This is a genomic window from Limisphaera sp. VF-2 (genome assembly GCF_049537125.1).
Lineage (GTDB): Bacteria > Verrucomicrobiota > Verrucomicrobiia > Limisphaerales > Limisphaeraceae > Limisphaera.
On sequence record NZ_JBMVQY010000001.1, the window covers coordinates 1,088,440 to 1,114,534 of the forward strand.

At 65.9% G+C, this 26,095-nt stretch carries 14 protein-coding genes; 10 read left to right on the plus strand and 4 right to left on the minus strand.

All coding sequences use genetic code 11. The annotated features are described in order from the left end of the window. Nucleotides 1–378: 378 nt before the first annotated feature. The 3 genes from nrdR (at nucleotide 379) to ACPDIT_RS03965 (ending at nucleotide 1,809) form a co-directional block, all read left to right on the plus strand. Complete coding sequence (gene nrdR / locus ACPDIT_RS03955) at nucleotides 379–834, plus strand: transcriptional regulator NrdR (RefSeq protein ID WP_423441748.1); 456 nt, start codon at nucleotides 379–381, stop codon at nucleotides 832–834. Further along, nucleotides 831–1,382 carry a hypothetical protein gene (locus ACPDIT_RS03960; RefSeq protein ID WP_423441749.1) on the plus strand — a complete coding sequence of 184 codons (552 nt, stop codon included), beginning with the start codon at nucleotides 831–833 and terminating at the stop codon, nucleotides 1,380–1,382. The genes nrdR and ACPDIT_RS03960 overlap by 4 nt, the downstream gene beginning before the upstream one ends. A gap of 82 nt (nucleotides 1,383–1,464) precedes the next feature. Next, a complete protein-coding gene (locus ACPDIT_RS03965; protein ID WP_423441751.1) occupies nucleotides 1,465–1,809 on the plus strand; it encodes a histidine triad nucleotide-binding protein in 345 nt (114 codons plus the stop codon). Between the two features lie 45 nt (nucleotides 1,810–1,854). Here ACPDIT_RS03965 and ACPDIT_RS03970 read toward each other — a convergent pair whose 3' ends face one another. Beyond that, nucleotides 1,855–3,882 (minus strand): NPCBM/NEW2 domain-containing protein, encoded by a 2,028-nt coding sequence (locus ACPDIT_RS03970; RefSeq protein WP_423441753.1) that lies wholly within the window; start codon nucleotides 3,880–3,882, stop codon nucleotides 1,855–1,857. 787 nt (nucleotides 3,883–4,669) lie between these two features. On the opposite strand from ACPDIT_RS03970, the gene ACPDIT_RS03975 reads away from it, so the two are divergent. Next, nucleotides 4,670–5,041: a metallopeptidase family protein gene (locus ACPDIT_RS03975; RefSeq protein ID WP_423441754.1), complete on the plus strand. Its 372-nt coding sequence runs from the start codon at nucleotides 4,670–4,672 to the stop codon at nucleotides 5,039–5,041. Nucleotides 5,042–5,139: 98 nt separating this feature from the next. Next, nucleotides 5,140–7,449 (plus strand): glycoside hydrolase family 36 protein, encoded by a 2,310-nt coding sequence (locus ACPDIT_RS03980; protein ID WP_423441756.1) that lies wholly within the window; start codon nucleotides 5,140–5,142, stop codon nucleotides 7,447–7,449. A 462-nt stretch (nucleotides 7,450–7,911) separates the two neighbouring features. Here the strand turns inward: ACPDIT_RS03980 and ACPDIT_RS03985 are convergent, their stop codons facing one another. The 3 genes from ACPDIT_RS03985 to ACPDIT_RS03995 all read right to left on the minus strand — a co-directional run bounded on the left by ACPDIT_RS03985 (nucleotide 7,912) and on the right by ACPDIT_RS03995 (nucleotide 13,443). After that, complete coding sequence (locus ACPDIT_RS03985; protein ID WP_423441758.1) at nucleotides 7,912–10,710, minus strand: beta strand repeat-containing protein; 2,799 nt, start codon at nucleotides 10,708–10,710, stop codon at nucleotides 7,912–7,914. 199 nt (nucleotides 10,711–10,909) lie between these two features. Then, the gene (locus ACPDIT_RS03990) at nucleotides 10,910–12,310 is read right to left on the minus strand and encodes a glycoside hydrolase family 28 protein (protein WP_423441760.1); all 1,401 of its coding nucleotides are present in this window, start codon (nucleotides 12,308–12,310) and stop codon (nucleotides 10,910–10,912) included. Nucleotides 12,311–12,462: 152 nt separating this feature from the next. After that, nucleotides 12,463–13,443 carry a glycoside hydrolase family 43 protein gene (locus tag ACPDIT_RS03995; RefSeq protein WP_423441762.1) on the minus strand — a complete coding sequence of 327 codons (981 nt, stop codon included), beginning with the start codon at nucleotides 13,441–13,443 and terminating at the stop codon, nucleotides 12,463–12,465. Nucleotides 13,444–15,420: 1,977 nt separating this feature from the next. Between ACPDIT_RS03995 and ACPDIT_RS04000 the strand changes: the two genes are divergently transcribed. From ACPDIT_RS04000 to ACPDIT_RS04020, 5 genes are all read left to right on the plus strand, one after another. Beyond that, nucleotides 15,421–15,939, plus strand: a complete 519-nt coding sequence (locus tag ACPDIT_RS04000) for a VanZ family protein (RefSeq protein ID WP_423441764.1) — start codon at nucleotides 15,421–15,423, stop codon at nucleotides 15,937–15,939. Nucleotides 15,940–15,955: 16 nt separating this feature from the next. Beyond that, the gene (locus ACPDIT_RS04005; protein ID WP_423441766.1) at nucleotides 15,956–18,391 is read left to right on the plus strand and encodes a ComEC/Rec2 family competence protein; all 2,436 of its coding nucleotides are present in this window, start codon (nucleotides 15,956–15,958) and stop codon (nucleotides 18,389–18,391) included. Between the two features lie 139 nt (nucleotides 18,392–18,530). Then, nucleotides 18,531–20,927, plus strand: a complete 2,397-nt coding sequence (locus ACPDIT_RS04010) for a glycoside hydrolase family 95 protein (RefSeq protein WP_423441768.1) — start codon at nucleotides 18,531–18,533, stop codon at nucleotides 20,925–20,927. 102 nt (nucleotides 20,928–21,029) lie between these two features. Then, nucleotides 21,030–22,268: an SLC13 family permease gene (locus ACPDIT_RS04015; protein WP_423441770.1), complete on the plus strand. Its 1,239-nt coding sequence runs from the start codon at nucleotides 21,030–21,032 to the stop codon at nucleotides 22,266–22,268. A 328-nt stretch (nucleotides 22,269–22,596) separates the two neighbouring features. Continuing rightward, the gene (locus ACPDIT_RS04020) at nucleotides 22,597–26,091 is read left to right on the plus strand and encodes a pyruvate carboxylase (RefSeq protein ID WP_423441772.1); all 3,495 of its coding nucleotides are present in this window, start codon (nucleotides 22,597–22,599) and stop codon (nucleotides 26,089–26,091) included. Nucleotides 26,092–26,095 lie beyond the last annotated feature (4 nt).

A 26,095-nucleotide genomic window follows, 5' to 3' on the forward strand; every position in this document is an offset into this window, starting at 1 on the left:
TGGGACGCTGTTCCTGCAGGTCGTTTTGAATGGACAAGCTGAGGCGGGGTGCCCTGGGGCTGCGACGGGTTCCTGGCCGAATGGAGCAACCGGGCGCCTTCGTGACGACGCGGCCCGCCCAGGGTGTGGATTCTCCGGTGGCCGGGTCTTGGAAGGGGCCCTTTCTCCCCGGGCTGATGGGATCGGCTCCCAGTGGAGAGGGCGGAAGCAGAAGTCCGCTTGCGCGGTTTCCGGAGAACCTTCCGGCAGGATGGTGGGTTGCGCCCCAGCTTAGCGGATTCTGTGCCAAAGGCGGTGAAGTTTCTGCACACATCGCTTGACACCCCAGCGGTTGGGGTGCTAAGTGGAGGAAGCCGCTACGGGCTGTAGCGGCCGCTTATGCGCTGTCCCAAGTGCGGATGTCTCGAGGACCGCGTGGTGGATTCCCGCACCTCACGCGAAGGGGCGACCATTCGGAGACGGCGCGAGTGCGCCCGTTGCGGACACCGGTTCACCACGTACGAACACATCGAACACGAGAACCTGGTGGTGTTGAAGCGGGACGGGCGGCGCGAACCCTTTTCGCGGGAAAAGCTGGCGGCGGGCATCGCCAAGGCCTGCCAAAAACGCCCCGTCAGTACCGAGGCGGTCGAGGCCCTGATCGAGCGGGTGATGCAGGCCCTGCAAGAACGATACGACCGGGAGGTGCCGGCCGAGGTCATTGGTCAACTGGCGATGGAGGAACTCCGACGCCTCGACCAGGTTGCCTACGTGCGGTTTGCCAGCGTGTACCGCCGGTTTCAGGAGGCAACCGATTTTGTTCAGGAGGTACGCCGCTTGGAGGGGACGTCATGATTCTGTTGGCCACGGATTATCTGCTGTTCGAACTGTCGAGCGGGGAACGGATCCCCTATTCGGCGGAACGGATCACTGCGCTGTTGGCCGGGCAGGGCTGCCAACGGGTGGATCACGAGTACCTGGAGCAAATGGTCAAGGCCGTGTTCCACTATTTTCGCCACGAGCAGGCGCGCGACACGGTCACGCCGGAGGAATTCAGTCAGGCGCTGGAACAGGTGATCCGGGAGTATCTGGAGCGGCCGGCCGGCGCCTCGCCAGAGGTTCCCGCCGACCGGGTCCCGTCGGCCGATCTGCGGTTGTTGGCAGAGGCGGCCGGGCGGACTGAATTGTTGTTCTTTCCCGAGCTGCGTCGGGCGGTTCGAATGCAGTTGCAGCGTTCGCCGGGCCGGGTGGAGTTTCACGGCCTGCGCGCCTGCGTGAAACGCCTGGCCGGGGCGCGCCGTTGGTGTCCGCGATGCGAGGCGTTGCGCGACCGCATCGTGGACTATTTACGGGCCTGCTTGCGCGAGGCGGCCCCGGGAGAGTGCCTGTTGGTGGTGGACTGACCCTGAACACGCCCATGGCGCCGGCGTGGCCGGCCGGTGCGAGGGGCCTGGAACACAAAAGGAAAAGCCGCACGAGAACACCATGAGCAAGACCATCTTTCAAAAAATCGCGGACGGCGAATTGCCGGCGCAAATCGTGTATCAGGACGAGCACGTGGTGGCGTTTCGCGACATCAATCCGCAGGCGCCGACCCATGTACTGATCGTGCCCCGCAAACCGATTCGGAACCTGGCTTCGGTGACCCCGGAGGACGCCCCGTTGCTGGGGCACCTGATGGTCAAAGCGGCCGAGGTGGCCCGGCAGTTGGGATTGGCCGAAAGCGGCTGGCGCATGGTGTTCAACAGCGGCCCGAACGCGGGCGAGGCGGTGCCGCATCTGCACGGGCACATCCTCGGAGGACGCAAAATGGGCTGGCCGCCGGGTTGAGGCCACCCCCTGAGATGGGCGCGGAGGACTCCGGGCGCCGTCGGTTCATCCCGGTGGGGACACCCGCAGGAGCATCACGCCCCGGCGCGGCACCCGGGCAGAGAAGCCCCCGGGAAAGCGGCCGAGATCCTGATGCCGCCACACGTCCCGCACGACGGGGGCGCGGGTCCGCAGCCGGACGAGTTGTCGGGCCCCGGGTTCTCCCGCGCCGGGACGTTGCACAAGCCGCAATTCCGGAATCTCCGTCCACTGCACGGCAACGGTCGCCGCGCATTCTCCCGCATTGCAGAGTCCCACGGCCACGTCTCCGTTCTGCAGGGGCTTCGCCAGGACGAAGGTGGCTTCGTCCTGGCGAACGAGGCGGGCACAGAGCCCCAGCGGATCCTGGTTGATGTCGATGACCTCGGGATTTGCCAGCACGTTGAGGGTGAACACGTCCAGCCGCGTCAGGTCTCCGCTGTAAAAGAGCGGGGCAGCCATCAGCGCCCACAGGGACAGAAACGCGTACTGCTCGGTCGGCGTCAGGGGGCACGGCCGGGGCGGCCCGGCCGAACGTGCATCCCCGATCCAGCCGATCTGAATGTAATCGGGATCGTTCCACGCGCCGGGTCTCTGGTGCTCGCGCAGAGCAATGTTCCGGAGGGCCACTTCGAACAATTGATCCAGCTCGAACCCCAGGTCGCCTCCGGTCCGCCAGGCATGACCGCCGACCTCCGCACCCCATTTCCACACCTCGCCCATGCCGTACTGACAGAGATTGAAGACAATGTCGCGCGGCTGTTCTCGGAGCAGCCGGCCCATTTGACGATAGGGTTGTTGCAGCTTCTCCAGTTCCGGGCCGGGATTCGTGCGGGCGACCTCGCTGTAACTGCACCAGTCGTACTTCAGGAAGTCGAAGCCCCACTCGGCCAATTGTCGGGCGTCCCGGGCCTCGAAGCCAAAACTGCCGGCGAAGCCCGTGCATGTGCGGGGGCCGGGCGAGGCGTAGATCCCCGCTTTCAGCCCGCGGGCGTGGATGAAGTCGGTCAAGGCGCGCATGTCGGGGAAGTGAGCATTGGGCAGGATCCGGCCCGCCGGACCCCGCAAAGGCCCCACGCGGAGGGGATCGCCGTGCTGCTCGGCGTTCATCCAGCAGTCGTCCAGATTCACATACTGATACCCCACATCGGCCAGACCGCTCCGGACCAGGATCTCTGCGGCTTCGCGGACGATGGAGTCGGTGATGCGGTCATAGTGGGCATACCAGGGGTTCCAGCCCATCGGCGGGGTCAGCGCCAGCCGATCGCCCAGGATGAGCCGGAAGGAGCGCCAGGCAACGCCGTGACGGTTCCGGACCTCGAAGGTCAGGTCGTAAGTCCCGGCGCCCGCCGGCGTCGTACCGCTCACGATTCCGGTACGCGGGTCCACGTGCAAACCGCGCGGCAACCCGTAAACCCGGAAGTGCAGGGGGCGCTCGCCCTGCACCGGGATCCGGTACAAAAACGGCCGAGCCGGCCGGGCTCCGTACACGGTTGGGCCGCAAATCCGAGGTGCCGGTCCCGGCGGCGGCGTCAGCAGGTAGGGCTTCTCTTCCGGCACCGGCTCGGGTCGCGGTGGAGACCCGCGCACTTCGAACCGCGCCTCCGCCCAGTTCGCATGATCGTAACTGATGCCATCGCCGCCGTCCGTCACCCGCAATAGCAACACCCGGACGCCGCGCAGATCCACGTTCACTTCTCGGGCGGCGTCTCCCGGTCGCATCACCCCCGAGCGAAACAGCCAGCGATCGTCGCCCAGGATCTGGAACTCGACCGAACCGGGTCCCTGCGCATGATCGTCCACTCCCACCCACGCCCGAAACCGATCCACCTGCCCATCCAGGTGAAGCCGAAACCGGCTCTGTGCATGAGTGCCCACGCCTCGCTCGAACGTCCGACCTGCAATCTGCAAGGGCCGCTCACGTATGGAACGATTGATTTGGGGCGTGCCCCATCCCTGCCGCAAAGTCGAGAGATCGAGGGTGTCGAGCCAGACGGTTTCCGCAACCACCGGAATTGCCAGGGACAAACCGAGCGCAATCCATTTCGCAGTCATGAGGACTCCCGTGACGCGCCACCCACGGCCAGGTTCGGGTGCATCGTCCGTCGGGCCCAGCTTCTCACAACCCCCGGAGCCGCGGCAACGCCGGGCTGCGTCCCAGAGAGCAAGCCGTTCCGGGGAGGGTTCATCGCGCGTGCACGTATGCTCGTGTCCCTCGAGAGGCTCGCATGGAACAGGTGAGCCCCCAGCGAGTCCGACCGCGGCTGGCCGGACCCGGGTCCGCTTCGCGGCGTGCAAGTCGACGGGACCTCGCTGCCCCACTCTGTCGGATCACGGGATGACGACGCGGGAACGGAGGCAAGCGTTGCCGTCGACCCGATGAATCTCGGACAACCCTCCGGCGACTTTGCAGGACGAGCCCGACTTGTCAGCCGATGCCTCCGTTCCCCCAGGCACGCGTGGCGCGATGTCTTCCGCATGCGACGGGGGGGCGGCTCCGCACGGAAGTCCCCTCGCCGGCGGAGCCGCTCGCCCCATGAGCCGACGCCGTGGAAGAGGCGCGAGCCGCGAAGGCCGGGCTCGTGCGGGTGTGGGACGCGAGGGTACGGGCTGTAGAGTCGCAGCATAAGGAGACCCGGGGTTGCCTTTGACGATTCAGACCGGCGCCGGACGGGAGGGTGTGCGAGGCGTTCGCATGGTCCGGCAGACCACAAAAGACCTTTCCCCGCGGGACGATTGGCGTTTTGCTGGGAACGCAAAAGGTGCGGACGAGCGGCGGCGCCGGATCGGACCCGGAAGTTGTTTGCTCGCCGCGGCCCACCGGTCATCGATTGAGAACGGCATGCAGCCTTGCTGGGACAAGCTGAAACGTCTGGCCATCGGAGAAGTGGAGGCGACACTGGAAGCCTTGCCCGCACCGCTGCGGGCGCGCGCCCGCGCCGTTCCGGTGACGCTGGAACGGCGCCCCGGCCGGGCGCTGTTGGAAGAAGGCTATGCGCCCGACACGCTCGGCATGTTCTCCGGAGCGCCCTTCGCCGAGGAAGGCCAGGTGCCGTTGCCGCCTCAAATCATTTTGTTCCTTCTGAACCTGTGGGAGTTTGCCGGCGGCGACGAAGAGGTTTACCGAGAAGAGGTCCGGACGACCTATCTCCACGAGTTGGGGCATTATCTGGGGTTGAGCGAAGAGGAACTCACGGATCGTGGCCTGGAGTAGGTCCGAGCGGCCGGAACCCCGCGCAACCGTCTTTCGAGAGGCTCATACGTTCATTCGAGACCCCTGGCATGCGAGAAACCCGTAAGGTTGCACGTGTCATGAAGTGCGCCGGCATAATGTTGGTGCCGTGGCTGGCTTGTGCCGGTCTGGAGACGGCAGGCGCGCAGCAAGCCCGGATCACGAATGAGGTGCTCGACGTGCGCTGGGTTCCAACCAGCGGGGAGTTGATTCTGGCCCGAGGCGCGCCTCCAGAGACCTTCCTTCAGATCCGAGTACCGGAAAGTGCCGGCAACCCGGCGCGGCTCTACACGATCGAAGATCCCGTCTTCGGGACAGGGCAGGCCCTGGAATTGTCGATGCCGGGTCACGCAAAGTTCCAGGTCCGCCTCCATCCGGGCCTGCCGCTGGTCCTGGGGTTGGCCACTTTTGGAGCCGAGGCCTTTTCGGATGGGACACTTCGGCGAATCGAGCTTTGGCAAGGGCTCCTGACGGTTGCATCGGGACGGGAACCCTGGCGGGTCCTGGGCACCGGAGGATTGGCCGATCCGGATCGGAATCCCGGCTCGTATGTATGGCTCGCAGTGGTGCGACCCCGGTCGCGCGAAGGTCTCGTCTGTGGTTGGCTCACCCACGACCGCGCAAGTGGTGTGTGGTTCACTGACGGTGGTGGGGAGACCGTTCGCGTTCGCGCCCGGCTGGACTACGGTCGCGTGGCGCTGCGTCCCGGAGACACGGTCGTCACGGAGACCTGGGCCGTGGGCTGGTTCGAGGACGCGCGGCTGGGCCTGGAACAATGGGCGGAGGCCGTGGCACGGCAGTATCGGATTCGCCTGCCCCCGCAACCTGCCGGCTACTGCACCTGGTACTCTCGCCCCCATGGCGGCGCCTCCGACGAGGTGCACCTCCGGCAACTGGCCGAGTTCGCCGCCCGGGAGCTCGCGCCGTACGGCTTCCGCGTGGTGCAGATCGACGACAAGTGGCAGGCGGGAGTGTCCACCAACGGTCCGCGCCGCAACTTCACCACACACGACCCGCAGGGGCCCTATCCCTCCGGCATGAAAGCCGCCGCCGACGGTCTGCGCGCCCTGGGATTGATCCCGGGTCTCTGGTTCATGCCCTTTGCCGGTACCTGGTACGATCCGTTCTTCGCGTCGCATCAGGATTGGTTTGTCCGACGCGAGGATGGTCAACCCTACGAAACGGCCTGGGGAGGGACCTGTCTGGATCTGACTCACCCGGGCGCGCGGGCCCACGTGGCCGACGTCACCCGGCGCATCGTCCACGAATGGGGCTTCCGGTACCTGAAGCTTGACGGACTCTGGACCGGCACGGCCACCCGACAGCAATACATCAACAGCGGCTACAAGGAAGATCACATGGGCGACGCCGTCTTCCACGATCCTCACCGCTCCAACCTCGAAGCGTACCGGGAGGGCCTGCGCCTGGTTCGTGCCATTGCGGGTCCGGACGTTTTCCTGCTGGGTTGCAACGGCCCCCAGAACATGCGTTCCTACGGCGGCGCCATCGGACTGGTTGATGCCATGCGCGGGGGGCCGGACAACGGACCGGACTGGGAGCGACTTCTCCGCGGTCCCCTCTTCAGCTCCCGGCAGTACTTCCTCCATGGACGGATCTGGTACAATGACCCGGACCCGGTGTATGTCCGAACCACGGTTCCATTGGAGCAGGCGCGACTGCTTTGCTCCTGGGTGGCCCTCAGCGGCCATCTTTGGATGAACAGCGACTGGTTACCGGAGCTGCCACCGGAACGGCTCGACATCCTCAAACGCACGCTCCCGCCACACGGACTCCGGTCCCGACCCGCCGATCTGTTCGAACGCGAACCTGCCCGGATTTGGCTTCTGAAGGACGACCGCTCTGTGCCTCCGCGCCTGGTGCTGGGCCTGTTCAACTGGACCCGTCAGCCCTGGTCCGTGGACGAACCCATTGAGTCTCTCGACCTGCGGCCCGACACGGTTTACGACGTGTTCGATTTCTGGGACCGACAACGTCTGCCGCCCCTGCAAGAACGCCTCCGAATCGAGGTCCCCGCGGCCGCCTGTCGCATCCTGGCGTTGCGGCCTCGAGCCGATCACCCCCAATTGCTCAGCACTTCCCGCCACGTTACCCAGGGGATTGTGGACGTCCTCGAAGAAACATGGGACCCTGCCACACGTACGTTGTCCGGTCGAAGCCGCGTCGTGGCTGCCGACCCGTACGAGATCCGGATGGTGCTACCCGAGCCGACGGGACGTTGGCGCGTCGCGGCCGCGGAGGCTCTCCCGGGCGATGGCTCGGCGCGGGCGCCTGCGCAAATGACGACCGAGGACGGCCTGGCCCGCGTGCTCTGGCATCCGACAGAAACCGGGATTCTTCACTGGAAGGTTCGGTTCGAGACGGGACCTTGAGCATGCAGCCCCGCCGGGCCGGCCACCGGGCACTTCGCAGGGAAGCCGGCTCATGCAAGCGGTGCACCCTGGCACCTCGCCCTCGCCCGCGTTGGCCATCTGCTGCCGGCCCGAGTGCGTTTCCGACTGCCTCCCAACCTTCGGTGCGAGCATGGCAAGACGGCCGAATGGCAAGGGGCATGGTTCGGGTGTAGCAGGGCTGACCTCCGGTGCAGGGACAACAGGCGGGGCTCCCGATCGCCGGATCGCCTGACCGCCTCGGCGGGGGTCCCTGAACCCGTGGTACGCGTTTGGTTTGCCAGCTTCACTCTCTGGACTGCTGGGGCCGCGTCCCGGTCGGCCCGGGATCAGGCCAGAGGTGTCACGGCAGTTGCGGGGTCGGCCCTTTGCTCGTCGCACCCCTGCCGACGCCCCCCGGAACGGACCAGCGCCCGGGCCGCAACAGACGGGCGTCAGCGTATCTTACGGCAGGACCAGTCGGAAGAACTGCGGATACGGCAGGGCCGGCAGGACGACTCGGTAGGTGGCGTCCTGCAAGGCGGGTGCGTTGGTGACCGGCCACCAGATCACCGGAGGCGTCAAATTGGTGGTCTGCTGGAGCACAAAGCCGGCCGGGACCGCCGACCACCGCAACTCCAGCTCTCCGGAGGCCCGTAAACGGCGGACCTCCACGCGCGGCGCAGACTGCACGGGAATCGCCTGGGAGAATTCGGAAGTGTGCCCCTGGGCATCGGTGGCGGTGGCGGTCAACCACATGCCCGTTGGGACGGACACCGGCAGGGTGACGGAAAACACGCCGCGACAATTCCCCGCCGTGGTGACCACTGCCTGCCCCAGAGGGAACATCCCCTCGCCGTGGCTCGAGGGTTCGTTGGTGGGGTGGGCGTAGAAGTACAGGGTGTAAGTCCGGCCGGCGACACTTTCGAGCCAGCCCCGCACGGCGAGCGTTGTGGCCGAGGCGACCGCCTGGGTCAACACGGGAAAGTTCTGCTGGAAATTAGCCCCACCGTCGGAGTCGCACGCATCGTTGGCCGTCACGCCGTCGTTGCCGAGGTCGATGCCCAATCCATTGGGGGCCGTGCCACCGTTGCTGAAGATGTTATTGCCCAACACAGTGACATTGGTGGAGCCGCTGCGGATGCGGATGCCGTCCCAACCGCTGCTCCGGGCCCAGCCGATGCGGTTGTAACTTTCCGGAGCGGGGCCGCCGATGAGGTGGTGGGAGCTGTTGGTGAGAAACTCCACGTTGTGATAGGTGTTGCCGAGCGGGCTCCACCCGTCGGCCTGCACGCCAATGTAGTTTCCCTGGATCACCCAGCCGCGCGTGCCGGGCCCCGTCAGGTAAAGGCCATTCCATCCGTTGCCCGAAATAACGTTGCCTTCACCGGCCGCGATGCCGCCCACATGGTTGGTGGGTGCATCATATCCCGAGATCCCGTCTCGGACATTGCCGCGGGCCAACATGCCCGTGCGATCGGTGCCAATGTAATTGCCGAGGATCCGGTTGCGGGTGGCCCACGGCCCCTGGAGATAGATGCCGCTGTCGGCATTCGCCGAAATCCAGTTGCGCGCCTCGGGAATGCCGCCTCCGATGCGGTTGTCCGGGGCGTTGGTGATGCCGATGCCGGCCACCTGATTGCCCAGGGTCGTGTGGCCCGAGGCGTCCAGCCCGATGATGTTTCCCGCGACCACGTTGTTGGAGGCACTGCGCTCCACCAGAAACACGCCGTTTTCGAGGTTGCCACTGATGACATTGCCGGCGCCCGCCACTTCGCCCCCAACGAGGTTGGCGGGGCCGTCCACGCGAATCCCGGACAACCCGTTGGGCAGGGGCTGGCGTCCCTGGACGTCAGTGCCGATGAAATTGCCCTGGATGCGGTTGCCCTGGGCTGCGGCGCCGTTCACATACACGCCATAGGCGGCATTGCCGGAAATCACGTTGCGATCCGCGGCAACCGTGCCCCCCACGAGGTTGGAGGAAACCCCTTGCAGCAGCACGCCATCGAACTGGTTGCCCAGCGGCGCCAGTCCCGTGGCGTCCGTTCCAATGAAATTCCCGGCAATCACGTTGGAGACGGCACCGGTCCCGGTGATTGCGATCCCGCTCAGCGCGTTGGCTGAAATGACATTTCCCGGGCCCACCCGGTTGAACGAAGCCCGATGGATTTCCAGGCCACGGCCGCGATTGGGCAGGCCGTTGGTCCCGGAAATGTCGGTGCCGATGCGGTTGCCCAACACCTCGTTGAACGATCCGCCGCCGCCAAAGCCGATCGTGATGTGAACGCCGTTGGACCGGTTTCCGGAAATCACGTTGCCCGAGCCGGCCTCCAGTCCGCCGATTCGGTTGCTGACTCCACCCAGGATCACCACGCCGTGCAGGTTGCCAAGCGCGCGGCGTCCGGTGGCATCGGGACCAATGAGATTGCCCTCGATCCGGTTGAACAGCGCCGCCGGGCCCATCAGATAAACGCCCGCCTGTCCGTTCCCGGACAGCACGTTGCCCGCCCCGGGCTCGCGGCCGCCCACCCGGTTGCCCGCAGCGGCCGAAATGAGAATCCCGTTTTGCGCGTTGCCGAGGGCATTGGTCCCAGTGGCGTCCACGCCAATGTAATTGCCCTGGATTACGTTGCCCGAGGCCGGTGCGTCCAGCAGGAAGATGCCGCCCTGGTTGCCTCCGGCGATGACATTGCGTTGATGCGGTTGGGTGCCGCCGATGCGGTTGCCCGACGTGCGTACGGTGACGCCGCCCTGCGCGTTGGGGGCAGCGGCACGGCCGTCGGGCGTCACCCCGATGTAACAGCCCTCCACCACATTGCTGCCCCCGAATTCGATGCGGATCCCGTCGCCGCTGAAGCGGTTGATGCACAGTGCCCGGATCACGCTGTTGGAGGTCAGGAGGTAAAGCCCATGGGCGTTGGCTCCGGCCGCCGAACCGTTCAGCTCGATGAGCGGCGTCCCGCTGTAGCCGGGCTGGCTCGAGCCGTCCAGGATCAGGGGCTCGCGAATGGCCGGCAACGGACTCTGCAGGCCGAGGGTGAACGGGCCGGCCCCGGCGAGTTGAAAGCGCACCGTGTCCGGACCGGGGGTTGCCTCGGCATCCAGAATGGCCTGGCGCAGGCTTCCAGGGCCGCTGTCGGCGGTGGTTGTGACCGTGAAGACGGCAGCGGAAAGCGTCGCAGGGATCAGACACCCGGTCACACAGGCAGCGACGATCCCCCGCAAAAGTCTGCAGGCTCGCACCTCCCAAACCTCTCTTTGCATGACGTTGGCGGGACTCTAACACACGATCCTTCCGGGGCAAGTGAGAGCCACGGTCTCTTTTGGGGACGAACCCGGGAAGGCCGGGCGACACTCTCGGGGAAAAGGGCGCCCGAACCGGTGCAAACCCCGCGTCAATCGAGCGGGCCTTTTTCTCCACCGGGGCCCGGGCCGGCCGCCTCGTCCGGCAGGACACCTCGGGTCACTCGGACCCGCCGGCCGCCGGCATGCGGCGCCGGAGGACGCGTTTGACCTCGTTGAGCACCAGCGGCTCCACCCCTGCCGGTGGATCGGAAAAGTCGAAGCGGCCCAGAATCAGCTCCTCCACTTGATCGGCCTGCAAAACGGGCCGGGAATCCGGAACAAGGGCCCTCAGCTGGACGTCATCCAGTTCCACACGTTGAACGCCGCGGGCGTAGAAGCCCCAGGCCGGCAGGGGACGCGCATCCACGCCCGGCGAGGACACCGGACGCCGCGCCGCGTCCGCAGAAGCGCCCCCCGTGAACTCCGCGCGCACCCCGCGGAACACCACGGACTCGATGGCTTCGGGCCCCCAGCGTTCCGCGGAAAACGCCGCGCGATATACGCCGATCGCTTCGAGACCCTGCACCACCACGCGGCCGACGGAATTGCCCGGTCTCGTCCACAACGTCACCGGCGAGGCCACTTGTTGCATCGTATTGTCCACCAGCCAGACGGCGTCGAGCCGGCCGCGGGTGGCATCCCACGCCCCGGGTTGCAGAAGGATCCCGCTGAGCATGTTGGTGCGACGCTGCTCTCGGGAGGTCAGATGCGGTCGTCGGCCGGGGCCGAAAAACGAACAGCCGGCCACGGTCAGATCGTACGCCGGCCCGATCAACCGCAGGCCGTTGCAGGAAGAATTGATCACGCAATGCATGATTCGGGTTCCGGCCCAGTAGCGGCCTGCGATGGCATCGTCCCCCGTGTAAAACTCGCAGTTCAAGAGGTTCACATTTGTGCACCAACGGTCCGGCGTGCCGCGCCAGTGCACCCCGTCCCAGCCTCCCACAAAACGGACCCGACGCAGAGTGACGTTGTCGCTGACCATGAAGAACATGCCGTAGTTGGCCGCGTCTTCGATCGTGAGATCCTCCAGTGTGACATCCTGGGCGTGCATGAGCACGATGGCGTGCGGCCCCCGCATCTTTTCCTCCCCGGTCGGATCGAACACGCGGTTGCCGTCCACCACCCCGGGGCCGCGCAGCGTGACGTTTTGAATGTTCTCCCCGATGATCAGACCACGGTGCCATTTGCCCCACCGGGCTTCGGGAGCGTCGGAGGGTGGACTCGGATGGGCGTACGCGTGGAGGTTGGTGGTCCCGACCAGGCGGGCACCTGCGGTCAGTTCCAACGTGACATGACTGCGCAGGCGAATCGTGCCGCTCAGATACCGTCCGGGCGGCAGGCGCACCACGCCGCCGCCCGCCTCCGCACAGGCGTCGATGGCGTTCTGAATGGCCGCGGTGTCCAACGTCACGCCGTCGCCGCGCGCACCGAACTCGCGAACGTCCCAGTGCGCCGGTGCGGCTGCCGCCGGTTGAAGACACCCTCCGATCACGAGCACCTTCAGGGCGGTCCACAACGAGCAGGCTCGGCGCGCGGCGCGTGCAGAGGCCGGTCGCAGGACGCCCGATCGTGGAGAGGCGGTTTTTACAGGACCAACCGGTTCGGTCACGGGCGACAGTGTGGAGGGTGACGAGTCCGACACGCAAGCGCCGCGGCTCCCCCATGGCTTCACCGCCGGGTCGGCGTCGGCTCACCCTTCCGTGCCCCGGCCTGGAGCAAACGCTCCAGATCCCGTCGCGTCGCCACAAAGGCCGTGCCATGCTTGAGCCCGGGAGGAAAGGTCATTTCGGAAGTCGCATCGCGGAACGAACGAAAGTCGCGCGTTTTGAGGGCACGATACTGCCGATCCCGATACGCCTCGTAATAAACGATCCATTCCGCGCCCACTTTGAGGACCGAGGGTCCCTCGGTAAAGGGAGCGGTCAGGGGAGGGGAAATGTCACGCCAGGGGCCGAGCGGAGACTGACCGAACGCAACCCGCAGGCGGCGTTCGGGCCGGGTGTTGTCCTTGTGCACCAACACATATCCGGGATCCACGAAGACGATCTGCGCATCGATGACGCTGTAACCAGGGTCCCAGAAAAGCTGTGTGGGCGTGAACTCCTGAAAGTCCTTTGTGGTGGTGTAGTACAGCCGATGATTGTTGGTTCGCGGTTCCAGATGGTCGGGGAATCGACCCGGGATCGTCGAAGCCCAGACAATGATGAAACGGTTCCGCGGAGCATCGTAGAACAGCTCGGGCGCCCAAACGTTCACCGTGTCCGGCTCGTGTTCCATCACCGGGATGAACCGGGGATCCGACCAGTGGACAAGGTCTCGAGACTGTGCATAGCCAAACCCACGGTCGCCCCGCCAGGCACTGGTCCAGACCACATGCCATCGACCGTCGGGACCGCGGCACACGCTGGGATCGCGCAGGATGCCCCCGCCCACGCGGGGCTCGAGAAACAGGCCCGGCAGGTTGGACCAGTGATGGGCATCCGTGCTGTAGGCAAAGCGCAGCCCGTCCTGTTCCGGTTCGCGGAAGGTACTGAACAGGTAAACGGGATCCTCCGGGGCGGGCCCCTTTGGATCCTGCGCCATGGAATCCCGGGGCACAAGGAGCCCGAGGTCCAGCACGACCAGGATCAGGAAGCCGATCACTCGCATGGCCCGAAAATGAGCCGAGTCCGAGGAAAATGCACGCGAAACCGATGAGGACGTGCCGCGGAAAGCCGGTCGCGCGAACCGCTCGACCGAAACGCCAGTCCCCGACGGGACTTGCGGGATCGACGCCGGGAAGACGCAGGAAAAAGTTGTTCACTGTGGCCGAAGGCCCGCCCGGCCGGTTCGGTGAATAACTTCTTCGCGTGCGCGCAAACGCACGGCCAGAAGGCCCGTTGAGCGCCTCCCCGGCTCTTCGACCAGCGATGCAGCGGTGAATAAGTCGGTGCATAAGATTCCCTTGGAGATCCCGTGAACCGTGGTAGAGTAGCCGTGGTTCATTGAAAGAACAGAGGCGACCGGCTGCGGCGGCAACGCCGCGGGGTTCGTCTCGAGGATAATCCCGGGTGACCGGGGAAAGGTCGTTCCCGGCTGGTGGGAGCGACCCCTCTTACGGGTGCGAGAAACCGCACTGGCGTGGAGGCAGGATTCACCGGCTCCTCTGGCGCGGTCGCACGCGCCGGTACTGCGAACTAGGAGCTTGGCGGTTAGGAGTGTCCCGGAAGCCGCTCCGAGCCGAGTCAAGTAGTCCGGGTGGGCTTCGGCCTCGGACGAATCGCAGTTACCCCGAGGGTTCACGGTTGCTACTGCGTACCAGCACGGTGCGGGCGAACCTGGCGGCCACGGTGACGCAAGGCCGCCCGAACAAAACTCCCGAAAGGGAGACAAAAAGGGCGTCCGCATCGGGGAGGCCACGGGACCGGGCAGTTCCCGTGAAAACCTTCCGAAAGGGTGGCGATGTCGAAAAGGGCACCGCTGCCTTGCGAGGGAAAGGCAACCTGAGAGGTAAGAGGCGAGACCCGTGGCACCGGGTCAACGCACCGCCAACCGCGGTGGCCGCCCCGGCGCCAAGTGGTCAAGACGCGATGCCTCGCAAGCGTGTCTTGGCCTGGTTCGCAAGCGGGTGGCGCAACCACTCGCTGAAGCGAGCTGAAAAGCCTCACTCAACAATCCCGGGGCCGCAAGGCCCGGGACGGCCCTGCTATGAGGCCGACAACTCCGCCCTGCCGCGGAGAATAGCGTCGGGAAGCCGGCAGCCCAACGCGGCGCCTAATGCCGGCACGGGAAAGAGAGCGTGGCGCACTCCCACTCCCGATGGGTCCCTGCGCGGTCGCAAAGACCGTGCAGGGACCTTTGTTTTGCGCCCGGGCGGCGGCGCCGGAACGTCTTTGTCACCCGGGTCCAACCCACCTTAAGCACGGGAGCCGAAGTCGAGTCTGGCGCGAGACTCGGGACCGTCCTCGAATGTGCGGCTGTGCAACGATCCCGGGGCAAAACGCCCCGGGCCGCTTCCGCATCGGTGCCCTTGAACCGCCGGCCGAGCGCTTGCTGCGGCAGGCTCATTACGGACCCATTGCCTGCGCGCCCGGCTGACACCCCGAGCTGCCGAAGGATTCCCTGCCGCGCGCGCGGGTGCGGATGCACGGCCTCCAAGCGTGGGCGCGGCGCTTGGCGCGGTCGCACGTTCGGCCCGCCTTGTGGCCGGTTGCCCCTGTTCTGCCGGCAAGGCTCTTCGGTGCCGAGTCAGTCGGCTTTGCGAATCGAAGGTTCCCCGGAGAGCAGACGCTCCATGGCGGGGAGCGGCCTGCAAGTTTGCGCGGACTTCCGAGGCAGAACTCCTGCTACCGATGTCAGCGGAGCTGCTCGCAGCGAACGGTCTGCCGTGCGCGCGGCCGGGCGTTTTGCCCTGACGCGGCTCCTCCGACAGGCTGTTGAGAAAGCGGAGTGTTTCGAAAGCGACCCTCGATTCTTCGAAGGCATTTGCATGGGTTCCGTGGGCGACAGACGGTTCCGACACTTTGCCGAGATGCCCTTTTGGCCGACCTCGATGCTCCCTGCCGCGGTAATGCGCGCAAGGTGGGGCGGATCCGGACGTTGGTAGCGGCTTGCTCGAGCGGGTGTCTGCTGGTTCTCTGTGCGGCCGTGAAACGGGTGCGGACGTGGTTGTGGTACTGGTTGCCGGTGGGGATCTGGATGGCGTTGATCTTCACGGCGTCCAGCGACCAGGCGTCGTCGCATCGCACCTCGCGAATCATCGCGCCGGTGGTGCGCTGGCTGTTCCCGCACTGGTCGGAGCCCCGGGTCGATTTGGCGGTGCTGGTGGTGCGGAAGGTGGCGCATTTCGTGGAGTACTCGGTGCTGGCGGTGCTGGTCTGGCGGGCCTTGTGGCGGCCACAGCGCGGAGATGCACGGCCCTGGAGCTGGCGAGCGGCGGCGTGGGCCCTGGCGGTGGTCGTGGCGTACGCCGTCTCGGACGAGTATCACCAAACGTTCGTGCCCAACCGAGAGGGCAGTCCGTGGGATGTGCTGGTGGACACCGTGGGTGCGTTTTGCGGGTTGTTGGGGGCCCGGTGGGTGTACTCGGTCTGGCACCGGCGCGCAGGGCGGGCCGGTGCTCCTGCGGAAAAGCAGGCGCTGTCCGGCTCGGTGACCCCGGATTGAGTGGTTGGTTCCGGCAATGCGACGCCCGGCAGTAGGGCTGGCGCTTGCTTACGCAACGGGGGTTTGGCTCGCGGACCGTGTCGAGCCCTCGCTGACCTGGCTTTGGGTGGCGGCGCTGGGGCTTTGGGGGGTGTGCTGGCTTTGGCGCGAAGGACGGGCGTGGTTGCTGCCCTTGTTCGTGGGGGTGCTCGGCGCGTTGAACCTGACGCAGCGGACGGTGCCTCTTGCGCCTCACGATCTGCGCGCGGTCGTCGGAGAACGAGTCCCGGTTCTGACCACATTGCGCGGTCACCTGGCGGAGACACCGACGCTGCGATTGCGCATCGCCGAGGGACAGGAAGCGTACCGGACCGCGGCCTTTGTGGACGTGGAAGCGGTACGGTTGGGCGGGGAATGGCAGCCGGCCAAGGGCCGGGTTTTGGCACTGACGCCAGCCGCATTGGGGCAGGGCTTTCACGGGGGCCAGGGGGTGGAGGTGCAGGGCGTGTTGGAGTTTCCGCCGGAAGCGGCGGCGCCGGGTCTGCTGGATTACCGGGCGTATTTGGAGCGGCGCGGGGTGTATTACCGCCTCATGGTGACCTCGGAATCGGATTGGCGGTGCTGGGGGGAGAAAGTTCCGGAGCCGTGGACAGACCGGTTTGTGGCGTGGGCGACGCGCCAGCTGCAGCGGGGCCAGCCGGACGATGTGGCCATACGACTGTTGCGGGCCATGACGCTGGGCTGGAGGACGGCGCTGACGGACGAAGTCTCCGAGCCGTTTTTGCGCTCGGGCACGATGCACGTCTTCGCCATCAGCGGGCTGCACATTGCCCTCCTCAGCGGGATGCTCGTGACCGGGTTGCGGGTCCTGGGAATCGCGCGTCCGCTCTGTGCCTGGCTCGTGGTTCCGATGATCTGGTTTTATACCGCTGCCACCGGATGGCAACCCTCCGCGGTGCGGGCGACGATCATGACCACGGTGATGGTGACCGGCTGGGCCCTGGGACGTCCGGGAGATTTGCTCAACGCACTGGCGCTGGCGGCGGCGCTGATTCTGCTGTGGCAGCCGGAACAGTTGTTTCACGCGGGATTTCAACTGTCCTTTGCCGTTGTCGCCAGCCTGGCGCTCTGGCTGCCGAAAGTGGACCTCTGGATCCAGCGATGGTTGCAGGCGGATCCGTATGTCCCCGCGGAGGCTCGCCGTGGGTTGCGTCAGAAGTTGGCGCCGGCTTTCCGGGCCGTCGCATTGGCCGGGGGCACCTCGTGGGCCGCCTGGGTGGGGTCGCTGCCCTTGATCGCCTGGCACTTTCACATCGTGACGCCGATTACTTTGATGGCGAACCTGGTCGTGGTCCCATGTTCGAGTCTCGCGCTGGCGAGCTGCGTGGGCAGTTGGGTGTGCGGAGGGTGGGCCGCGCCTTTGGCGGAGTTGTTCAATCACAGTGCGTGGCTGTGGATGCAGTTGATGTTGCGGGCCAGCGAGTGGGCTGCGGCCGTGCCCGGGGGTAGCTGGTTCGTAAAACGGCCGGTCGCTCTGGAGGTGGCCGGCTACTACGCCTTGTGCGTCTGGGCGCTGACCGGCGGGTGGAAAAGCGCCCGTGGTCGTGTCGGCTGGGCAGTCGTCGCAGCGATGTGGCTGGGTTGGTTGGGCTGGCAGAGGTGGGAAGAATCCCGGGAGGTGCGTTTGACCGCACTGCCCACGAGCCGGGCCGCGGTGTTGTGGGTGGAAGGTCCGGGCCGCGAAGGAACCTGGCTGATCAACTGTGGACGGGACGAGGACGTTGACTTTCTGGTGGAACCGTTTCTGAGGGCGCAAGGAATGAACCGGGTGCCGGCGCTGGTGTTGGCGCATGGCTCGGCGGATTCTGTGGGCGGGGCGGCACGATTGGGGGAGCGGCCCGGGGTAAACACGGTCTGGATCCCGGCCACGGACGCGCGCTCCAAAGTGTATCGCGAGGTCGTTCGTCGGTTGGAAGAGACACCGGGGAGAGTGCGGTCCGTGACGCAGGGCCAGGCGATGGGGCCGTGGCGGGTCCTGCATCCGGACGAGAAAGATCGATTCACGCGTGCGGCGGACGGGGCGCTTGTTTTGTTGGGCCGGTGGCACGAGGTGCGGGTTCTGTGGCTTGGCGCCCTGGGTCGAGAGGGTCAGGAACGCCTGCTGACACGGCATGACGATCTGCGTGCGGAATTGCTGATCCTGGGGGGCGCGAGCGACCCCGGGCGGTTGCCGGCGCTGTTGTCTCGAGTGAAACCGGAGTTCGTGGTGGTCCTGGATGGTCGCCCCGGGTCACCCCTGCGTGAGTCGGACCCGGTGCGCACGGTGTTGGCCCAAGCCCCGGTGCCGGTATGGTATTCGAGCCGCGAGGGGGCGGTGCAGATCCGGGTGGCCAAGAGCGGTTGGGAACTGCGCTCGATGCGGGGCAGCCATTGGCAAAGTCCCGGGCACCGGGAATCGCGGGAGGCAGACTGACGACGGTCACGGCTCGCGTGCGCCTGTTCATCCGCTGGGCTGGTCAGATCCGATCGGGGTTCGTCGTTGCTTCAACAGGGGAAACGTCCTGAAGGATTCTGCTGGAAGGCGATGGCACGGGTTTTTCATGATGCGGGGCATGCGGACCTGGATCCTTTGCGTGGCGTGCCTGGGGATGGGTTGGGCTGGACTGGTGGGGGGGCCGGCTCGAGCGGAGGAGCCGCCGCCCGGCAGCTGGGTGTTGTGGTATCGACAACCGGCGCGGGTGTGGACCGAAGCTCTGCCGGTGGGCAACGGACGGCTGGGGGCGATGGTCTTCGGGAGAGTGGAGGAGGAGCGGATCCAGTTCAACGAGGACACGCTGTGGTTGGGCGAGCCGCGAGACTACTCCCGTCCGGGTGCCTGGCGGCATTTGGAAACGTTGCGACGGTTGTTGTTCGAAGGACGCCAGCGGGAGGCCGAGGAGCTGGCGATGCGGGAATTCATGAGTGTGCCGCTGCGCCAGATGCCCTATCAACCGTTCGCGGACCTGTGGCTGCGTTTCCCCGAACACGGTCCGGTGGAGTCCTATCGCCGCGAACTCGACCTGGAGGAGGCCGTGGCGCGGGTGCGGTACCGGGTGGGGGGCGTGACGTTCGAGCGGGAGGTGTTTGCCAGCGCGCCGGATCAGGTATTGGTGGTGCATCTGCGGGCAGACCGGCCGGGGGCGTTGCGGTTCGAGGCCGGTTTTCGCTGTCCCCACACCAATGCCCATGTGGCGGCCATGGCGCCCCGCCGATTGGTGTTGCGCGGTCGGGTCCGCGATTACGATGAGCGGAACCGGCTGGAGATCCGAAATCCGTTGCGGTTTGAAGCCGTCCTGGAAGTCCGCGCCGAGGGGGGCCGTGTGGCGGTGGAGGCGGATCGGGTGCGGGTGGAGGGGGCGCGTTCGGCGACGCTGCTGCTGGCCGCCGCCACGAGTTTCCGCAACTTCCAGGACGTGTCGGCCGATCCCTCCGAGCGTTGCACCACCGTCCTAGAGCGGCTGAAACGGAGGGATCACGCGGCGCTGCGCCGCGCCCACGTGGCCGAACATCGACCATTGTTTCAGCGGGTCTCGCTGGATTTGGGACGCGGCCCGGGCGATGCGCTGCCCACCGATGAGCGGTTGGCGCGGGCACGGGACCATGACGATCCCGGCCTGGCGGCGCTGGTGTTTCAATACGGACGATATCTCTTGCTGGCGAGCAGCCGTCCCGGCACCCAGCCGGCGAATCTTCAAGGAATCTGGAACGAAAGCCTGCGCCCGCCCTGGGACAGCAAATACACCTGCAACATCAACGTGGAAATGAACTATTGGCCGGCAGAGGTGACGAGTCTGCCGGAGTGTCACGAGCCGCTGTTCGATGCGTTGGAGGACCTGGTGGTGTCCGGACAACGGACGGCCCGGAATCACTACAACGCCCGCGGCTGGGTGCTGCATCACAACTTCGATCTGTGGCGGGGGACGGCGCCCATCAATCACAGCAACCACGGCATCTGGGTCACGGGCGGGGCCTGGTTGAGCCTGCATTTGTGGGAGCACTATTTGTTCAGCCAGGAACGGGAGTTTCTGGCCCGGCGCGCGTATCCCATCATGCGTGAGGCGGCGTTGTTTTTTGTGGATTACCTGGTGGAAGACCCGCGCACGGGCTGGCTGATCAGCGGGCCCTCCAATTCGCCGGAGCAGGGAGGGCTGGTGATGGGCCCGACGATGGATCACCAGATCATCCGTTCGTTGTTTGCCGCGGTGAGCGAAGCTGCGCGCATTCTGGGGACGGACGCGGCCCTGGCCGCGCAGTTGGATCGGTTGCGGGCCCGGATTGCGCCCAACCAGATCGGTCGCCTGGGCCAGTTGCAGGAATGGCTGGAGGACAAGGACGATCCCAACAACAAACACCGGCACGTTTCGCATCTGTGGGCGGTGTATCCGGGATGGGAGATCACCTGGCGCACGACAAATCTGTTTCAGGCGGCGCGGCAGTCGTTGAACTTCCGGGGGGACGAGGCCACCGGTTGGAGCATGGGTTGGAAGGTGAACTTGTGGGCGCGGTTTCTGGACGGGGACCGGGCATACCGCATTCTGCGGAACTTGTTGGCTCCGGTGGGCAGTCGAGCCGATGGCGGGTTGTATCCCAACCTGTTCGACGCGCATCCGCCGTTCCAAATCGACGGCAACTTCGGGGCCACGGCCGGGATTGCCGAGATGTTGCTGCAAAGCCATTTGCGGGACGAGGAGGGGCGGTTCATCCTTCATTTGCTGCCGGCGCTGCCGTCGGCCTGGCCCACCGGCCATGTCCGGGGGTTGCGTGCGCGCGGGGGATTCGAGGTGGACCTGGCCTGGGAGGAAGGTCGGCTGAGTTCGGTGACGGTCCGCAGCCGGCCCGGGCGCTCGTGTGTCTTGATGTATGGAGCGCAGCAGGCACGCGTGGAACTGCGACCGGGGGCGGAGGCGCATTTCGACGGTGCGCTGCGACGGGTGGGGCGGCCGACGCGGTCGGGGGTTGCGGCCCGGTGAGAGGCCGGGTGGACTGACGGGAAAAGCGAGTCGGCCCGAGAGGCGGGAGGGAGCACCGCAAGTTAAAGCGGCGGCCGTAACTGCAATCACGGCAGCGAGGATATGGATCTGCAAACGGAGCTGTTGGCGATCGCCATCTTCACACTGACGTATCTCCTCATCAGCGGGCGGCGGCTGAAGGTGTTGCCCTTGAACCGACCGGCGGCGGCCGTGCTGGGCACGGTATTGATGGTGGCGGCCGGAGTGCTCAGCCCGGAGGAAGCCTACCGCGCGGTGGATTATGACACGCTGGTGCTGCTCCTGGGGATGATGTTGATCGCGGCGTATCTGCACATGGCCGGCTTTTTTCAATGGGCGGCGGATCAGATTCTGCGTCGGGCACGCACGCCGGTGCGATTGTTGGCGGGGTTGGTAATGACTTCGGGGGTGGCCTCGGCCCTCCTGGTGAACGACACGGTGTGTCTGATGATGACGCCGCTGGTGGTCGCCGTCATCGTGCGCGGGGGACTTCCCTTGCCGCCGTATTTGTTGGCGCTGGCGATGAGTGCCAACCTGGGCAGCGTGGCCACCCTGGTGGGCAATCCGCAGAACATGATCATCGGCTCGCTGTCGGGCCTTTCGTTTCTCGAGTTCACGCGGTCGCTGCTGCCGGCGGCGGTGGTGGGGATGACGGTGGAGTTCGGGATCTTGTGGTGGGGCTTTCGGCGGGAGTTGCGGTCGGCGGTGATTCGAGTGCCGGACACGCCGGTGCCGCCGATGGATCGCCGGCTGGTGGCCCTGACCTTTGCCGTGTTGGCGGCCGTGTTCGGCGGCTTTCTCGCAGGGTGGGATCTGGCCTGGACCGCGTTGGGCGGCGGGGCGGTGCTCATGGTGCTGGCCCGGCGCGACACGCACGAGGTGCTGAAGCTGGTGGATTGGCACCTGCTGGTGTTCTTCGCCGCTTTGTTTGTGGTGGTGGAGGGCTTTAACCGGACCGGACTGCCCGGCCAAATGTACGGTTGGGTGCGGCCCCTGTTCGGAGAGCATCCGGTCAGTCAGGCCTGGCACCTGGCCTGGTTTTCCGCGCTGGGATCGAACATTTTCTCCAATGTGCCCTTTGTCCTCGTGGCGGGGCAGTGGATCCAGCATTTTGCCGATCCGGCGTTGATGTGGAAGGTCATGGCGCTGGCCACGACGTTTGCCGGCAATCTGACGATCCTGGGGTCGGTGGCCAATATCATCGTGGTGGAGTCGGCGCGAGGTCATTGCGAGGTCGGCTTTTGGGACTATGCGCGCTTCGGCATTCCGGTGACACTGGTGACGCTGGCCGCGGGAATGTTGCTGCTGCTGTGGGTGCACTGAACCGGGCTGGGGCCCGGCTGCCGCCCGGATTCAGGGCGCGGGGGCGGGGTGTTCCGCTCGGCGGCCCTTTCCGAGCTCCGCAGTGGCCAATGGGCTCCCGAAGCCCCGCGGCGCGGGGAGTGGACGACCTCGACCGGGAGAGGGACGAGGCTGCTCCGGTGCGGAACCGACCGCCGTGGGCAGGGAGACGTCCGCCGCGAGGGCGCAAGAGGGTGTGCCTTTGGGGGAATGGATCCTGCGATGGCGAACGGGCCGAATCGGTTCAGGGTTGTTTGAATGCGGGGGAAGCTCCAAAATGCAGCCCCGTCGAAGGCATCCACGAACGCTCATGAGCGGCATTAACGCAAATCCCGCACAACCACTGAAACTGTTGGCTGCCAACCGGAGCGAGATCGCCATCCGGATCTTCCGGGCGGCCACGGAGCTGGGGTTCCGGACCGTGGCCATTTACGCCCAAGAGGACCGGTTTTGCATTCATCGGTTCAAGGCCGACGAGGCGTACATGGTCGGCGCCGGCAAGGGGCCGGTGGGGGCCTATCTCGACATCCAGGGCATTGTGGATCTGGCCCGGGAGAAAGGCGTACACCTGGTGCATCCGGGGTACGGGTTTTTGTCGGAGAACCCGGATTTCGCGCAGGCCTGCCGGGAGGCAGGCCTGATTTTTGTGGGCCCGCGGACGGAACTGCTGCGATTGATGGGAGACAAAACCGCCGCACGGGCCCTGGCGGAGCGAGTGGGAGTGCCGACGCTGCCGGGCACCCCGGAGCCGGTGAGCGACCGGCGCACGGCGCTTCAGTGGGCCCGCAGGCTCGGATTCCCGTTGATGATCAAAGCGGCTTACGGCGGCGGCGGCCGCGGGATGCGGGTGGTCCGAAAGGCCTCCGAGCTGGAATCGCTTTTGCAGGAGGCCCAGGCCGAGGCGCACAAGGCGTTTGGCAACCCCGCCGTCTTCCTGGAGCGCTACATTCCGAGGGCCAAACACATCGAGGTTCAGATCCTGGGGGATCAGCACGGCAACGTGGTGCATCTGCATGAGCGGGACTGTTCCGTCCAACGGCGGCACCAGAAGGTGATCGAAGTGGCCCCGGCCGTGGGCCTGGACGAAAGCCTGCGCAAGGAGCTCTGCGACGCGGCGGTCCGGATCGCTCGCGAAATCCGCTACGACAACGCCGGCACGATCGAATTCCTGGTGGACATGGACCGGGGGGAATGGTTCTTCATTGAGATGAACCCCCGCATTCAGGTGGAGCACACCGTCACCGAGGTCATCACCAACGTCGATCTGGTGCGCTCCCAAATCCTCATTGCCCTGGGCAAGTCCCTGTGGGACCCGGAGGTGGGGGTCCCGCCCCAGGAGGAGATTCCCCGCATGGGGTACGCGATCCAGTGCCGCATTACGACGGAAGACCCCGAGAACAACTTCGCGCCGGACTATGGCCGGATTCTGACCTACCGGTCGGCCGGGGGATTCGGTTTGCGGTTGGACGGCGGGATGGGCTTTGCCGGGGCGGTGATTACGCCTTTCTACGATTCGTTGCTGGTGAAGGTCACGGCGTTTGGGAGGACCTTCGAGATCGCGTGCCAGCGCATGGATCGGGCGCTGCGGGAATTCCGGATCCGGGGCGTCAAGACCAACATTCCGTTCCTGGAGAACGTGATCCATCATGAGGTGTTCCGACGCGGGGCGGCCACGACCACGATGATCGACACCACCCCCGAATTGTTCCGGTTCACCCCGCGGCGGGATCGTGCCACGAAACTGCTGACGTTTCTGGGCGAAGTGATCGTCAACGGCAATCCCCAGGCCAAGGGGTATCAACCCAGGTCCCTGCCGCGCCCGCGGGTTCCCGAGTGCGATCTGCGCCAGCCGCCGCCCCCCGGCACCCGCCAACTTTTGCTGGAGTGGGGACCGCGGAAATTTGCGGAATGGATCCTTGCCCAGAAACGCACCCTGGTCACGGACACCACGTTCCGGGACGCGCATCAGTCCCTGCTGGCCACCCGGCTGCGCACGTATGACATGGAGCGCGTGGCCGGGGTGCTGGCCCGGCGGGTGCCGAACCTCTTCAGCCTGGAGATGTGGGGCGGGGCCAAGTTCGACACCTCCATGCGGTTCCTGTACGAGGATCCCTGGGTGCGTCTGCGGCGACTGCGGGAGCAAATTCCCAATATTTGCTTCCAAATGCTGTTCCGGGGCGCCAATGCCGTGGGTTACTCCAATTATCCGGACAACGTGGTGGCCGGATTTGTCAAACACGCCGCGGCACAGGGCATCGATCTGTTTCGCATCTTCGACTCGCTCAATTACCTGCCGAATCTAAAGGTGGCCATGGAGGCCGTGCAGGAAACGCACGCCCTTTGCGAGGGGGCAATCTGTTACACGGGGGACATTTTGGATCCGCGCCGGACGAAGTACTCGCTCCAATACTACCTGAAGCTGGCGCGGGAACTGAAACGGATGGGCACGCACATCCTCGGCATCAAGGACATGGCCGGATTGTGCAAGCCGTACGCGGCCCGGGCGCTGGTCAAGGCACTCAAGGAGGAGATCGGTCTGCCGGTTCATTTCCACACGCACGACACCAGTGGCATTGCCTCGGCCAGCGTGCTCGCGGCAGTGGAGGCCGGAGCGGACATTGTGGATCTGGCCATCGCACCGTTGTCGGGCTCGACCAGCCAGCCCTGTTTGAACTCCATCGTCGCGGCCCTGCGAGGTCAGGAACGGGACACGGAACTGGACCTGGATGCGCTGAACGAACTGGCCGATTACTGGGAAGCCGTGCGCGAATTCTACGCCCCCTTCGACACCTCGCCGCGGTCGGGCAGCGCGTTGGTCTATGTTCACGAAATGCCGGGCGGTCAGTACACCAACCTGAAGGAACAGGCAGCGGCGATGGGCCTGTTGGATCGATGGCCGGAAATCGAGCGCACCTATGCCGAGGTCAATCAACTGTTCGGCGACATCGTCAAGGTCACCCCGAGCAGTAAGGTGGTGGGCGACATGACCATTTTCCTCATCAGCCGCGGGCTGAAGCCCGCGGATGTGTTGAAGTTGAAGCCCGGCAGCCTGTCGTTCCCGGAATCGGTCGTGGACATGTTGATGGGCGGGCTCGGGCAGCCGCCCGGTGGTTGGCCCCGCAAGTTGCAGAAGATTGTGTTGGGCGACCGCAAGCCGTATCGCGGTCGACCCGGCGCGCGCCTGCAGCCCATCGACCTCGAAGCGGTGCGGGAGGAGCTCCGGGCCAAGCTCCGGCGCGACGTCAGCACCGACGACGTGTACAGCTATCTGATGTATCCGGAGGTGTTCCTCCAGTTCGCCAGGATGCTGGCCACATACGATGATTTGTCGGTCCTGCCCACGCCGGCCTTTTTCTACGGGTTGAAGCCGGGCGAGGAGATCAGTGTGGATCTGGAACCGGGCAAGACCCTGTTCATCCGGTTGATCAGCGTGGGGCCACCGGATGCCGAGGGGAAACGCGTGGTGGCCTTCGAGCTCAACGGAATGGCCCGGCAGATCACCGTCGTGGACAAGTCGGTCCAGCCCAAGGTCAAGTCCCGACCCAAGGCCGATCCCCAGGATCCCTGGCAGGTGGGCGCCCCCATCCCCGGTGTGATCACCGCCCTGCCCATCACCGTGGGCGCCACCGTGCGCAAGGGCGACAAACTGCTCGCCCTGGAAGCAATGAAGATGCAGACGACCGTGCAGGCCCCGATGGACGCGGAGGTGGCGGAGATCCTCGTGGCCAGCGGGGACATGGTGGAAGCCAAGGACCTGCTGGTGAGATTGCGCCCGATTTCCGGCTCCGCCACCGCAGGTCGCTGAAGGG